Raw genomic sequence first — 14,160 nt, 5'->3', positions numbered from 1 at the left:
CCGGCTCAGGAACCTCGAAACGGTCACTGCCCGCCAGTCCCCGCCATCAGGCCCGATCTTCTCCCTGTCCCCAACCCCCGAGGTGCGACGACTCATGCTCATGACGGATCTGCCGTTCGATCAGCCCGGCCGGTTCTGGCGCGGGAACCTGCACACCCATTCCAACGAGTCCGACGGGGCGCTCTCACCCGCGGAAGTGGCGCAGCGCTATCAGGAGGCCGGCTACGACTTCCTGGCCGTCACCGATCACTTCCGGGCCGAGTACGGATTCCCGCTGACGGACACCCGGCAGCTGCGTACACCGGGATTCACCACACTGCTGGGAGCCGAGCTGCACGCCCCGCGTACCGAGGCCGGGCCGAAGTGGCACATCGTCGCGGTGGGGCTGCCCCTCGGCTTCGCACCGCCCGAGCCGGGCGAGAGCGGACCGGAGCTGGCGCGCCGGGCACGGGCGGCGGGTGCGTTCATCGGCATGGCCCACCCGGCGGCTTCGCTGCTCACCACCGCCGATGCCGAGAGTCTGGACGCCGCCCACGCAGTCGAGGTGTACAACGCGCTCGCGGAGCGCGAGCACCGGGGCGACAGCTGGCACCTGACCGACGTCCTCCTCAACCGTGGACACCGGCTGAACGCGTACGCCGCCGACGACGCGCACTTCCAGCCCCAGGATCCGCCTGGCTGCGTGGCCTGGGTCCAGGTGCGCGCCGAGTCCCTCGACCCGGAAGCACTCCTGTCGGCCCTGAAGGCCGGTCGCTACTACTCCAGCACTGGTCCCGAGCTGCACGACATCAGGCTCGACGACGGCCTGATCACGGTGCGCTCCTCGCCCGTGAGCAAAATACTGATCACCGGTGGCGCTCCGGGCCTCCAGGTCGTCGAGGGCGAGGCGCTGACGGAGTGCTCCCTGCCCGTGGCCATGTTCGGGCAGGGGTTCTGCCGGGTCACCGTCGAAGACGCCGCCGGAGGACGGGCCTGGAGCAATCCGATCCATCTCACAGCAAATTCGGCTGCCCCGGCCCGGATGCAGCAGCGATCATGAAACCTCACGTTGCCGTCGACCCCCAGAAGGGACCCTTCATCATGCTGTGGCCCGCGCTCCACGCGCTCTCCCACGGGGAGCTGACATCCGACCAGCAGCGTTGGCTGCTCGGAACGTTCCGGCTCGACGCGACGCCCCGTACCGAGGGGCCCGGAGCGGCGGAGAGCATCGCGCACCGCTCCTTCACCGATGACAACGGCACCCGCCTCGTCCTGGACGTGGCCCGGATCGGCGAGTCCGGCTGGGCGTTCACCTTGTTCTACCCGGGAGAACGGCCCTCCGCCGGCACCGTCGAAGACCACCGTGCCCTGTTCCGCGCGGCCATCGACCGGCTCGGCCTCACCATCGTCGAGATCACCCCCGCCGCCACCGCCGACGAGGTCCTGGTCCCGTCCGTGGAACCGTCCGGCGACGCCGAGTCCGCCTTCGGCTCCCACTGGGACCTGCCATACGACGACCTTGACCGGGTGTGGCCCCACGTCGGACTGCGTGCGGACGCTCCGCGGGAGGTCAAGGAGGTCAAGCTGCGCGAGCTGATGCGGACCCCGGCCTGGTCCGCCGCTCCCACGGCTCTGCGGCTCCAGGCCGAGGGGTTTCTCCGCGGCGAATGACCCCGCCGCGCAGGGCCACGGCCCAACGGGGGCAGCAACGGCACCACGTATCGAAACGAGCGGATGGGGGCTGCGATGAGTGAGCAGTTGGGCAGTGAGACGTCGGGGACAGACGCCGGAACCACCACGCTGCCCGCGATGGCGGGTGACGGCTGGGTGAACTGTGCTCAGGGCCATGGACACTGGGGCCGGTTCGGTGCCGCCGGGCTGCTGCCCGTCCACCGCGGCACGGACGGCGAGGGGTACGTGCTCCTGCACCACAGGGACACGGACACCGACCACGGGGAGACGTGGTCGCTGCTCGGAGGCGCCCGCGACAGCAACGAGTCCGCAGCCGAGGCCGCGATCCGTGAAGCAGTTGAGGAGAGCGACTTCGATCCCGCCCGGGCCCGCGTAGAGCGAGTCGTACGGGACGACCACGGCGGCTGGTCGTATGACACCGTGATCGTTTCGGTCGACCAGCGAATGACTGTCCAGCCTGTCGAAGGCGAGTCCCTGGCCCTGGCCTGGATCCCCCTTTCCCAGGTCCCGGACATCAACCTCCATCCCGGCTTCGCCGCGAGTTGGCCCAAGGTCCGCACTGCGCTCGACTCAGTTCTGAACGGTGAGCCGTCCACGCCCGGGACCGCGTCGACCGAGGTCACGTCGCTGCCCGCGCACCCCGTTACTGGCGCACACGTGATCGCCCGCGAGGCGCTCGGCGACGGCGCTGGGATCACAGAAAGAGAGCTGGCCACCTTCGACGACGGCACCCAGGCCGTCTACGAGGAGCATGCGCGGGCCGAGGACCTGGTGAACAGGCTCCTCGACGCCTACATCGGCCGCGCAGTGGGCTCTCGCGTTCCGCTGTCCCACCCGATCGGCCCGCGTACGGTCTACACCGATCACATGCCTGGTGAGCAGGCCTCCACCCGCCACCAGGACCTGGCCGATCTGGCGGACCGAGGGGCGGCAAGGACCCGTGACGGCGTGTTCCTCGGCCTGCACCACGCCCTGACCGCAACCCAGGGCTTCACCATCGCCCAACTGGCACTCGGAGAGCAGCAGAGCCTGCTCACGGTCGTGGACGGTGTCATGTCCCGCGGCCTCGTCCCGGACCCGTCGAACCCGTTCGTCACCACCTTCTTCCGACAGGCCGAGCCGCACGTGTTCTCCTGGGTGGACAATCCGGTTCCCCCCGGCGACATCGAGATCATGCGCCGGCACCTCGACGGTCTGCGGCCCCTGTTCGAGCACGTTGCCCGGCCCGAGCTCCATGACACGGTCATGGAACGGTTCGGCCAGGTTGCTGAACACGCGACTGGTACTGGGGCGCTGCTGCCCCGGCCGCCGGGTCACCACGTCGCACTGCCCGTGCTGGCACCGGAGCGACACCACCCGCTGCCCCCGCCACTGGGCTCGCAGGAACGGGCCGACCGGCTCCGGGTCGGCGAGGCGCTGCTGACCGACAACGGCCGGATCAACAGCACACCCCAGGCCAAGACCATCGCGATCCGGGCCATCGCCGAGCGGATGCGATCGTCCACGCCCGAGCTCGTCCTCGCGGCGATGGGCCTGAACATCGGCAACGACATGGCGGACCATCTGGGCGACGGCAGCTACGTGCTGGTCCCGCACAACGAGCAGTACTCCTCCATGGGGGCCGACGTCCTTCACGTCGACGAACTCGACCCTGGCAATCCCCGGCACGCCCCGGACATGGTGGTGCCCATGGACGGCCCGCAGGCCGACACCCTGGTCCGCATGATCGCGGTCAGCGAGCTGATGGGGTCATGGTCGTACGGCTCCAACAACAACGTACGCGTGCTCGCGCTGCAGCAGGCCACCCGTGAGGAGTTCGGCCTCACCGAGGTGCTGGAATGGCGGATGGACCCCAAGACCCGCTTCTCCGTCGACCGCGAACTCAGTTACAACCGCGACGCGCTGCGGGAGTTCCTGCGCACCCAGTACGAGATGACCCAGGAGGTCCTCGCCGCACACGGCGTCACCGAAGTGATGTCCTACCGGGCGATGAGCTGGCCGGAGGGAGCCGGACAGCCGGAATGGGCGGGCCTGGACGTCGGGGAAACCTTCGAGGCCCGCCAGAGGCCGCTGGCGAGCTGGTCCGCAGACCGTCAGATCGTGGCCGACTGGCTGGAGCAGCGTGGCGGGGGCGGCGTGGTCCTGGCCGACCTCAAGCCCGCCGAGGACATCCTGTCCCTCCCCGTGACAGGGATGGGCTATTTCGGGCAGAAGGAGTGGGTCACGCTGCCGGGCGACAGCCTGGTCACGCTCGACGGGGTCTTCGCCGCTGGCTCCCCGGCCCCTGCCATGGAACAGACAGCGGCGAGCAGCGTCGCCCTCGGTGCCCCCGTTCTGGCCGGCGCCGAGGAGCCGGAGAACACCGTGCAGGAGAGCACAGCCCAGGTCCCCGATGAACCCGGCTCCCAGTGGCAGCCTCTTACGATCACGGCGGAACTCGATCCCGCCGATCCGTTCGACAGCCGGATCGCCCGGATACTGGAGGGCGAGGAGGAGTTCCCGGAGTGGTGGCCCCGCGACGACTCCGGCTACGCCATCACCCAGCGCGACCTGGACTTCCTCGGCATCAACCCGGTCCAGGTCAAATGGCTGCTCAGTGGTGAGGCTCCCATGGGGATGACACCGGAGCTCTACCAAGGGTTCCGCACGGAGATGCTGGAGGCACTGGGGCAGGACGGCATCGAGGCGTCCCAAGTCGACATCCGTCTCAAGGGCACCGGCGCAGACTTCTTCTCCGGCCTTCACAAGACACTGCCTCGCGAGGAGGATCTGGCGGCCGTCAATCCGGAGGCGGCGCAACGCCTCCGGGAATGGCTCGGCGGCAACGAGGACCGGCCTGTGCGCCGCCCCTACGACTTGATGTGGCGCCTCGGCGCCGAACCTGAGCCCAGCGACTTCGACCTTGACATCAACAGCACAGCGATCGTCCGGGCCGCACGTGAACACTGGAACGCCCACCACTCCGACCGGTATCCGGGCGACTTCATGGGCGGGCACGGGTACCTCGAGAAGCAGACGGTGATGGAAGCCTTCCCTGCGCTGGCCGAGTGGGCGGGCAGGTGGGAGATGACGCTGGGCAGGCCGATGTCCCTGGGGGTCTTCGAGTCCAGCGGCCCCTTCGACGCGACCCAGCTCGGCCGTACCCTCTCCTCTCACTTCCGCCCCACCGACTGGATCATCCACAGCAGCGACTCCGTCACGGCTGCTCGCCAACACGGGGACGACCAGAAGGGCACACGACCCTCCGTAGGCTCGGTCGGGACCCGGCGGCCCGACGCGAACGCGGCGCGGGCCCGGTCTACCACGACACGCCGTCGCCCCGCGCCGAAGACGAATCATGCTCGGAGCCCGAGATCACCCCGGCTCTCCTCGCCTCCCAGCTGTGGGCCGAATCGAAATTCAAGACCAGCCGAGGTGAGGCCACCAGCCACGTCGGAGCCCAAGGCCCCGCCCAGTTCATGCCCGGCACCTGGGCCACCTGGGGACGCGACTCCGACAAGAACGGCGAGGCCTCCCCCTGGGACATAGGCGACGCCGTCATGGCACAGGGCCGCTTCATGTGCTCCCTGATCAAGCAGGGAAAGAGCTCCGGATACAGTGACGAACCCCGTGCCCTCGCCCTCGCCGGCTACAACGCCGGATGGGGACGCGTCGACAAGTACAAGGGAGTCCCGCCCAAGTCCTTCTCCGGCGGCGAGACGTACAACTACGTCCGCAGCATCCTCGCCGACCTCCCCCGCTTCCAGGGCCCCGGGCAGATCGAAATCCCCGGCACCGGAAGCGGCCCCGACGCCCTGCGTAAAGCGGCCGGCCGGATAGGAACCCCCTACTCATGGGGCGGCGGCACACCCGCCGGCCCCGGCTTGGGCTTCTGCGACGGCACCAACGGCTACCTCAACGGCTCCTGCTCCGCGTCCGTCACGGTGGGCTTCGATTGCAGCAGCCTCGTCCAGTACGCGTACTGGTCCGCCATACAGCTGCCGCGCGTAGCCGACCGCCAGTACCGCGCAACCTCGCACCACCCCGTCAGTCGCGACCAACTCCAGCCCGGAGACCTCCTGTTCTGGTCCCACGGCAGCACAAACTCCATCTACCACGTCGCCATGTACGCCGGCGACGGGAACGTGCTCCATGCCCCCCGCACCGGAAAATTTGTCGAGGTCGTGCCCCTCTCTTCCGCGATGCCCGAACGGGACTACTACGGCGCCACACGCCCCTGACCCGACCTTTCCGTACCCGAAAACAGCACGTGCCGCAGACCCGAAGAGGCCTGCGGCACGCTTCTGTTCCAGCCCTCTAGCGAGTCTTGCCCTGCTTCGCCACAGCACTCTCCCGGTGCGCAGCAACCCCCGGCTGGGCAGGCGCCTCGCTCTTGGAATTCTGCGCCCTAGTAGGGCCCACCGTCGACGACTGCAACAGGGCCGCCGTCGTGCTGACCCTCCGCCGCGCCCCCGTGCCAGCCGTAGCCGGAGGACGACGCAGTGCATCGCTGGTCGCGTGCAAAAGCCGCGTGCCGAGTGACCCCGGCCGCTTCTCCCACGAGGTGTCCTTCATCAGCCCCGCAAGGTGGCCCTTGACCGGCTTGCCCTCGCTCTCCATCTTGGCCATCCGCGACGCCACCACCGGCCACTGCTTCGCGGCGACCATCAGGTCAGCGTCGCGCTCACGTCCGGGCATCGCCTCACGCACCATGCGAGTGAAGCGCTGATTGTCCTGGGGCGAGATCGCCACCTGCCGGAACGCCCGCTCCCGGTCAGAGAGGTCAAGATCCGGCGGAAGGTCGAGCCCCTCCGTCAACGGTCCCCACAACCGCATCGCGTCGCGGCTCATGGTCGGCGTCTCGCCCGCGGACAAGACCTTGGCCATCGCCTGGTCCACACCGAGGCCTTCGTCGTGAGCGGCGGCAAGGATCTGCCGCACGTTCACCCCCTTCGCATCCATCTCACTCAGCGTCGCCGCCATGTCCGGCCACGCCGGCGAGGACAGCATCGCCTCGCGCACCATCCCCGCCGGGAGCGTTTCGCGCAGCATCCTCTCCCACTGCCCGGTCCCCTCCCCCGCGACCCGCGCCTCGTTCGCGGCAACCTGGTCCCGCACGCTCACTGCAATCTCGCCGACCCGCGGCAGCAGCTGCTCTAGGTCCACCCCGGCCTTCTTGAGCGCCATCAGCTGCTGTGCCATCTGTGGCCAGTCAGCGTCCTTCAGCAGTGCCGCGGAAATGTCCGAGGGCAGCAGGCCCTTCAGCTCCTCCTGCGCATCCACGGCCGTCTGCGCGGCGGGCAGAAGCTCGTCCTCTTCCCCCTTCATCTTCCGCTGCTGATGCCTGCGGACAGCGTCCGCAATGGCCATGACCAGACGCACCGACATGACTGCGGTCTGTAGCGCCTCGCCTGCCGACTCGGCGAACGGCTCCTGTTGTTCTGGTGTCGACATCTCGCTGGTCTCCCCTCGCTAACGGGCTTTCCTCGGACGCTTCCCTTGCCCTTCCCCGGGCGGCCTGCGCCGTGGTGCCGGTGCCGCTTTACGTGCCGGTGCGGCCCCTCCCACCGTGCCGCCCGCGACTGTCGACGACGGACTCGTACCGGACGTCTCCGCGCTCGCGCGCTGCTTCATCCACCCGTCCAGTCGCCATGTAAGCACTTCCGCGACCGACTCCGCCGAGGACAACTCCCTTCGGGCCGCCACCGTTGCCAACACATCAGCATGGCTGCGTAGGTGACAACTCGCCAACAAAGCCAGACGGGCCTGCGACGCTGGAGGAAGGCATGCAGAGGGGCACGCTCGGCATCGGCATCTAGACCGCGCTTGAAGAGACGAGCGAGGCAGTGGAAGCCGCGTACGAAGCCATCTCCGAGCGCGTGCGCGAGCTGTACGCCGGCTTCGGGGAACCTCGCAGGGGTAAGTGGCCGTTCGGCTTCTGATCGCGCTCCCTGGAGTGATACGCCCGCTCCGGCGTCGACTCGGTCGCCCGATACGTTGCCGAAGGTGGCCCCGACGGTGGCTGAGGCAAGCCCGGCCATCCGGCAGGATCGCTGGCATGACACCAGAGATAGCCGCAGCGCTGATCGGCGCGGGTGCGGGACTCGTGACGGCGGGCGCAGCAATCGGAACCACAAGGCATCAGGCCAGGAAAGCGGTTGAGGGGGTGTTCGCCCAGGCGAGCGCCGCGTACCTCGGGCCGCTGGACACCGCGCGGCGGACCGCACAGCGGGAGGCATACTCTCGCCTGCTCACGGCGGCCCATGACTACGAGAAGGCGGTACAGGCTGCGCTCGTCGACGCGGAAGCCCTCAACCGCGACGCAACCCCAAACCGCCCGGCCATGAGTCCCGAGACCCGTGCAGCCCGCCGGGCCCGCATCGAGGAGGTGAACGACCACCATCTGGTCGGGGCCGTCCAACATGTACAGCTTGAGGGTCCGGATGAGGTCTGGCAGTCGGCGGTCCGTGTGCAAAAGGTTGCCATGATGCTAAGCCTGGTCCTCTCGTCGGAGGACGCTTCTAGCAACGGTCTCGGCAGCCCCAGGGGGCTACACGGGCAGCTCCTTGTCGCTATCTCCGAGTTCGCCACTGCTGCTGGCAGGCACCTCGGTCGGCGAGACCTTGTCCTGGGCCAGGGCGAGCAGGCGCGCCCCCGCTGGTGGCGGAGGAGCCGGTCCTAGCCCGGATCTGCGAAGCCGACAGAGTGGCGCGGCCGTTTGCGGATGATGACGATCCGCTGGCCGATATGGTCACGCGGCTGGGGAGAGGTCGAGGCGGTCATGCGGCTGCTGCCACCATCGGCACCTGAGCGCGCCGGCCGTGACGAGGCCGACCCGCTCTCCACCCCGCTGCACCAGGCCCTCGCGGCAACCGTCCGACTCCGCAGGCAGGGCAACATCCTGTGACCCGCGGGCCCGGTCAGCCGCCGGCCGGGTAACTCGTAAGCCGTAGTTCCTTATTGAGCACCAGGCCGACGTAGGCGTTGACGAGGAGCGGCGCGGCCTCGGGCCGGGTGGGCATGTCCGCACCGGTCCGCGCGTCCAGGGCGACAGGGCCGCCCGCACCCTGGCCGTAGACCCGCCCGTGCCAGACCGAGGTCACCTTCGGCGCCTCGCGACCGCCCTCGCCGTCCTTGAGCGCCCACAGGAACTGCCCGGTGGCCGGGTCCACCGCGGCGACCGTGAAGGAGCCCTCGCACACCAGCGTGCGTACCTGGTCGTAGGTGCAGGTCGTCGCCTCCAGCTCCGGGGGCATGGCGGCGCGGAGCCGTCCGCTGGTCATGTCCAGCAGTTGGTCGCTCTTCGAGCCACTGGGCCCCTGACCTGCGACCCGGATGGTAGCGGGACCGGCTGCCTCCATGGTTGCGGCGTACGTCGCCACTCCCCGCCACTTCTCGGTGCCGCTGGCGAGATCTACCCCGAGCGGGACTGGGGTGAGGGGCTCGCCGTCCAGTAGGCCGGTGACCATTCCGGTGCCCACCGCGACGGCCTCCAGGCCGGGGTGGGTCCAGCGCAGCGAGTGCGAGACGGTGTCGATCCCGTACGTCACCGCGGTGTCCGCGCCCACCACGGTGACCACGGCCGTTCCGTCCTGCGCGCCGACGACCTTGACCTTGACCTTGGTGGACTGGAGCGCCCACTCGGGCAGCTTGACCGTTGTCCGCCAAGCAGCCTTGTACGGGGCCGCCGTACCGACGGCGACGACCTCGACCACCGCCCCGGCGGCGTACGTACCCGAGGCGGGCGTCGCCATCAGGGCCGGGGTCAGCACCTCGGTGCCGGCCAGGACCGGCGGCAGGGTGAACCCCTCGGAGCCACTGCGCAGCGCCTTGCCACGGGCCGCCTCCTCGCCCACGGTGCGGCCCGTGGCGAGATCGACCACCTGCACCCCGGTGGGGGAGGCCACGAAGGCCAAGGCGTCGTGAAGGAGGACGGGAAGGTCGGTCCCGCCCCCGCGGACCTGGCCCGCGAGGTTGGTCCGGCCCGTCGTGGCCACCTCGGGCAGCAGCACCTTGCCGCGGGCATCGAACCAGTTGGGCGGGTCGTGCGGCACCAGCTTCGGTTCCGCAGGCGGCGCAGGTGAGCTCGCGGCCGGCGGGGGCGTGCTACTCGGCTTGGCGTCCTCGGCCGCCGAGCCGCACCCGGAGACGAGACCAGTGGTCAAGGACAGGGCGAGAACGAGCGGCCGCACAGGAGCACGCACAGGTACCTCACTCGGTGTCGATAGACGGAGAAAGATCACGTCGGAGAATACGTGGCGCCTGGCACCCAGTTGAGGCCCAGAGCGGCCGTCTCACGCACCAGGGGAGGGCGACGGGGACACCTTCCGCTGCTGGGCCTGAGGCAGCCTCATCGGGAACAGGCTCATGCTCCGGGCACGCAGGTGCAGACCGAAGTCGTTGCTCGGCACCCGGGTCTGTACGCCGAGCTGGTCGAGTTCGGCGGCACACAGAAGGATCTCCATGTCCGTGTCGTCTCGTTGATGCCCCGGCGGACCCAGGCGGACCTCCAGCGTGGCGTCGTCCCGCACGTTCACGGCCTGGCCGGGGTCGGTCCCGTCCAGGGTCTTCTCCAGGAAGCGGATGGCCTTGCCGGCCTTGTCGCTCAGGGCGTTGGTCCCGCTCTTCTGCTGATCGAGCTCATCAATCACCACGAGCGGTATGACGAGCCGGGCCAGCTTCCCCTCAAGGACGTTCTCGCGCAGGACCTTGGTCCACGTCACCTGGTCCGGCCGTGGCCAGTGGTTCAGGGCGTTGGTGTCGTAGACGATCGCCACGCCGGGCTGGACGTACTCGTCGAGGTCGAGCGGGCTGCGACGCCGGACATGACGGACCGGGACTCCGTCGGCTGCGGGGACACCTTCTCGATTCACCGGAGCATGGAAACACAGCCCGCACGAACATGCTCGTGACCAGCACTTTCGCAACAGGCCCTAGATCCAGCTGAGCTCCCACAGGCGCCACACGCCGGTGCCGTCCGAGAGGTACTGGCCGCCCGCGACGGCCTCGCGGGACATCACGTAGTCCTTCTTCTGCCAGATCGGCAGCATCGGGACCTGCTGCGCGACCAGCTTCTGCAGGTCGCGGAAGTCGTTGGCGGCGGCGCCGCGGTCCGAGAAGGACTGGGTGCGGCTGATGAGGGAGTCGACGGCCTTGTCGGAGTAGCCGTTGTTCATCGAGTTGTCGGCGCCGACGAGCGGGGCGAGGAAGTTGTCCGCGTCCGGGAAGTCGGCGATCCAGCCGATGGTGTAGGCGTCGAACTCGCCCGCCGCGTAGGCCTTCTGGAAGTCGCTCCACTTCTCGACCGGCTTGATGGTCAGGTGGAAGAGGCCCGTGGACTCCAGCTGCGCCTTCAGCTCCTCGGCCTCGGTGACGCTCGCCCCGCGCACGTTGACCCCGAGGGTGATCGCGACGGGGGTCGTGATCCCCGCGTCCTTGAGCAGCTTCTTCGCGGTGAGTCCGTTCGGCGAGGGCCAGGCGTCGAAGAAGGGCGTGCTGTGGGCGGCGATGCCCGCCGGGACGAGCGAGTAGAGCGGGGTGACGGTGCCCTTGTAGACCTCGGTCGCGACCTTGGCCCGGTCCACGACCGCGGCGACGGCCTGACGGACGGCGGGCTGGGCCACCGAGGAGCCCGGGCGGAGGTTGAAGACCATGCTGCGGATCTCCGTACCGCCCGAGGCCTGGTACCGGGTGTCCTCCAGGCCCGGGTTCAGGTCGGCCAGAACCGCCGGGGGCATGTCGCGGTGGGCGACCTCGATCCCGCGGTCGGTCCAGGCCTGCTCCAGCTGCGCGGAGTCCTTGAAGTACTTCACGGTGACCGCGCTCCTGGAGACCTTGACCTGGCCCTTGTACGAGGCGTTGGGCTTCAGCTCGACGCTCGCGCCGGCCGTGTAGCCGTCGAGGGTGAAGGGGCCGGAGCCGTCCACCTTCTCGTCCTCGCGCAGGGCCTTGGCCGGGTACTTGTCCTTGTCCACGATCGAGGCGGCGCCCGTCGCGATCTTGAACGGGAAGGTGGCGTCCCCGGCGGAGAGGCTGAAGGTGACGGTGCGGCCCTCGGCCTTGACCGACTCCAGGGTGTTGAACAGCGGCGCCGGACCCTGGTCGGAGTTGATCGCCTTGATCCGGTCGAAGGAGTACTTGACGTCCTCGGCGGTGATCGCGCGGCCGGAGGAGAACTTCACGTCCGGACGCAGCTCGCACCGGTACGTGGTGAGCTTGTCGCCGATGAAATCGCAGGCGGAGGCCGCGTCGGGCACCGGGGTGTCCGCACCGGGCTTGATGGTCAGCAGCGACTGGTAGACGTTGCTGAACAGGGCCCAGGAGCCCGCGTCGTACGCGCCTGCCGGGTCGAGGGAGGAGACCACGTCGCTCGTGCCGACGCGGATCGGCTCCCCGCCGCCGGCCATCTGCGGCAGCAACTGCCAGGTGGCGACGGAGCCGACGCCGAGGACCAGCCCGGCCGCGATGACTTTCGAGCGGACAGACCGCAGCATCCTTGACTCCACCCCACGTGGGCGCACACCGAAGTCCGCGTCCCGTTATCCGATTATCGGTCACATCCCATCACGGAATTTCAGCCTCGGGAAGGCCGATTCATGGCGTGGCGTTGAAGGTTCGGGCGGTTCAGGCCTGATATGAGGCGAGTTCGACGACTGTGATGTCCGACGGCGCGCCGACCCGGACCGGCGGCCCCCAGGCGCCCGCGCCGCGCGAGACGTACAGCTGGGTGTCGCCGTAGCGCTCCAGCCCGGCGACGGTGGGGTTGGCGAGCTCCGCGACGTACTCACCGGGCCAGAGCTGGCCCCCGTGGGTGTGGCCGGAGAGCTGGAGGTCGGCCCCGTACCGGACGGCCTCGTCGATGACCACCGGCTGGTGGGCGAGGAGCACGGCGCTGCGGGCACGGTCCCGGTCGCCGAGCGCCGCCTGGAAGTCCGGGCCGCGGCCCTCGCTCTCACCCGCGATGTCGTTGACCCCGGCGAGGTCGAAGTACGGGAGCTCGCGGCGGGCGTTCTCCAGGGGGGTGAGGCCGAGCTCGCGGACGTGGTCGACCCACTGCTGGGCGCCGGAGAAGTACTCGTGGTTGCCGGTGACGAAGTACGAGCCGTGGCGCGCACGGAGGCCGCGGAGCGGTTCGGCGGCGGGGGCGAGGTCGTGGACGCTGCCGTCGACGAGGTCGCCCACGATGGCGATGAGGTCGGGCTGCGTGCGGTTGATCGTCTCGACGATGCGGGTGGTGTGGGCGTGGCCCAGGATCGGGCCGAGGTGGATGTCGCTGACGACGGCGATGCGGAAGCCGTGGGCCGCGCGGGGGAGCTTTGCCAGGGGGACCTGGACCCGCTTCACGCGGGGGCCGCGGAGGACTCCGTACGTGCCGTAGCCGACGGTGCCGGCCGTGGCGGCGGCTGCCGTGCCGGCGACGATCCGGGCGAAGCGTCTGCGGCTGAGGCCGGCCGCCGTGGGGCTGGGCGCCGCCGGGTTGGCTGCCGCCGGGTTGGCCTCCGCCGGGTCGGTCTCCGCCGGGTCGGCTGCCGTGGCGTGCTGCCCGGCCAGGGCTGTCCGCTCGGCGGTGGCTTCGAGGGTGGCCTGCGGCGCAGTTCCCCTCCCCGCCCCTTCCCGAAACTGGGGCTCCGCCCCAGACCCCGAGAGGTCCGCGCCTGCGGCGGCGGGGACGCCGTGGGGCTGCGCCCCCGGCCCCGAGGTGTCCGCGCCTGCGGCGGCGTTGCGGGGCTGCGCCCCGGGCCCCGGGGCGGCCACGCCTGCGGCGGCGGCCGGGCTGCTGCCGGGCTGCGCCCCGGAGGCGGCCCGGGCCGTGGGCCCGTTCTGCCGGCGGAGCCACACCGTGCGGACCGGCTCGGCGACGAGCATCGCCAGGGTGAGGTAGAGGAGGACGGCCAGCCAGAGGTAGCCCGGCCAGGCGACCGTGCGCTCCAGCCAGAAGGGGGCTCCCGCGCGGCCCGACATGAGGGCGGCCACGGACAGGAGCGGGAGCGCGAAGGCCAGGGCGGTGCCCGCGCGGCGGACGCCGCCGCCGGGGGCGGTGGTGTCGCGGACCAGGCGGATCCAGAGCCAGCGGTGCACCAGGACCAGGAGGGCCACGACCAGAAGGGCCACGGCGGCGAAGAGAACGATCGTCACGCGCCCTCCTCCGTACGTGATTCGCGACGCAGCGCGCGCACCCCGCGCAACCCGATCACTCCGACGGCCGTCCCCAGGAGAAAGGACGCCACCGCCAGGAGAAGGTGGACCCAGAAGTACCCGGTCGGGTCCCCCGCGTCGTCGAAGGCCAGACCGCTGCCGTCCTTCCACAGGTTCCGGACGAAAGACACCCAGATGAACCAGCTCCACACTCCGAAGGCGAGCAGGAACCAGGAAGCGGCGCGGCTGAGTTTCATGAGCTCAGTATCGGATTCGTCCCCAGGACGGACGCGCCGGGGTGGGCTGTCCCGGCGGTGGTTGCGGCGGGTTGGCCGGTCCGTGATGCTAAGCACAGCATCGGGATGTACTTTCACC

At 69.8% G+C, this 14,160-nt stretch carries 11 protein-coding genes and 1 pseudogene; 6 read left to right on the top strand and 6 right to left on the bottom strand.

Translation table 11 applies throughout. The features are described from left to right. The first annotated feature begins 94 nt into the window (after window positions 1-94). From MTF69_RS12650 to MTF69_RS42870, 4 genes and pseudogenes are all read left to right on the top strand, one after another. Complete coding sequence (locus tag MTF69_RS12650; protein WP_243333576.1) at window positions 95-1,039, top strand: CehA/McbA family metallohydrolase; 945 nt, start codon at window positions 95-97, stop codon at window positions 1,037-1,039. Beyond that, entirely contained in the window at window positions 1,036-1,650 is a 615-nt protein-coding gene (locus MTF69_RS12645; RefSeq protein ID WP_243333574.1) for a hypothetical protein, read from the top strand. Before MTF69_RS12650 ends, MTF69_RS12645 begins: the two co-directional genes overlap by 4 nt. A 63-nt stretch (window positions 1,651-1,713) precedes the next feature. Beyond that, window positions 1,714-2,130: pseudogene (locus MTF69_RS12640) on the top strand (NUDIX domain-containing protein); the annotation flags it as partial. Between the two features lie 2,588 nt (window positions 2,131-4,718). Then, window positions 4,719-5,891: a bifunctional lytic transglycosylase/C40 family peptidase gene (locus tag MTF69_RS42870; RefSeq protein WP_308401399.1), complete on the top strand. Its 1,173-nt coding sequence runs from the start codon at window positions 4,719-4,721 to the stop codon at window positions 5,889-5,891. 76 nt (window positions 5,892-5,967) lie between these two features. On the opposite strand, the gene MTF69_RS12625 is transcribed toward MTF69_RS42870, so the two are convergent. Then, on the bottom strand, window positions 5,968-7,104 hold the full coding sequence (locus tag MTF69_RS12625) for a hypothetical protein (protein WP_243333571.1): 1,137 nt from the start codon (window positions 7,102-7,104) through the stop codon (window positions 5,968-5,970). 604 nt (window positions 7,105-7,708) lie between these two features. Here MTF69_RS12625 and MTF69_RS12620 point away from each other — a divergent pair. Together MTF69_RS12620 and MTF69_RS12615 are read left to right on the top strand one after the other, a co-directional pair. Next, window positions 7,709-8,332: a hypothetical protein gene (locus tag MTF69_RS12620; protein WP_243333569.1), complete on the top strand. Its 624-nt coding sequence runs from the start codon at window positions 7,709-7,711 to the stop codon at window positions 8,330-8,332. A 42-nt stretch (window positions 8,333-8,374) separates the two neighbouring features. After that, window positions 8,375-8,557: a hypothetical protein gene (locus MTF69_RS12615; RefSeq protein ID WP_243333568.1), complete on the top strand. Its 183-nt coding sequence runs from the start codon at window positions 8,375-8,377 to the stop codon at window positions 8,555-8,557. Between the two features lie 13 nt (window positions 8,558-8,570). Here the strand turns inward: MTF69_RS12615 and MTF69_RS12610 are convergent, their stop codons facing one another. The 5 genes from MTF69_RS12610 to MTF69_RS12590 form a co-directional block, all read right to left on the bottom strand. After that, window positions 8,571-9,704, bottom strand: a complete 1,134-nt coding sequence (locus MTF69_RS12610; protein ID WP_243333566.1) for a hypothetical protein — start codon at window positions 9,702-9,704, stop codon at window positions 8,571-8,573. 240 nt (window positions 9,705-9,944) lie between these two features. Continuing rightward, a complete protein-coding gene (locus tag MTF69_RS12605) occupies window positions 9,945-10,523 on the bottom strand; it encodes a PIN domain-containing protein (protein WP_243333564.1) in 579 nt (192 codons plus the stop codon). Window positions 10,524-10,583: 60 nt separating this feature from the next. Further along, on the bottom strand, window positions 10,584-12,140 hold the full coding sequence (locus tag MTF69_RS12600) for an ABC transporter substrate-binding protein (protein ID WP_243333840.1): 1,557 nt from the start codon (window positions 12,138-12,140) through the stop codon (window positions 10,584-10,586). A 133-nt stretch (window positions 12,141-12,273) separates the two neighbouring features. Further along, a complete protein-coding gene (locus MTF69_RS12595; RefSeq protein ID WP_243333562.1) occupies window positions 12,274-13,785 on the bottom strand; it encodes a metallophosphoesterase in 1,512 nt (503 codons plus the stop codon). Next, window positions 13,782-14,042, bottom strand: a complete 261-nt coding sequence (locus tag MTF69_RS12590; protein ID WP_243333560.1) for an SCO4848 family membrane protein — start codon at window positions 14,040-14,042, stop codon at window positions 13,782-13,784. The genes MTF69_RS12595 and MTF69_RS12590 overlap by 4 nt, the downstream gene beginning before the upstream one ends. Window positions 14,043-14,160 lie beyond the last annotated feature (118 nt).

Origin of the sequence: Streptomyces sp. AP-93 (assembly GCF_022808175.1) — a bacterium.
GTDB lineage: Bacteria > Actinomycetota > Actinomycetes > Streptomycetales > Streptomycetaceae > Streptomyces.
Note: the sequence above shows the minus strand (reverse complement) of the source record. Positions and strands in the feature narration are given on the sequence as shown.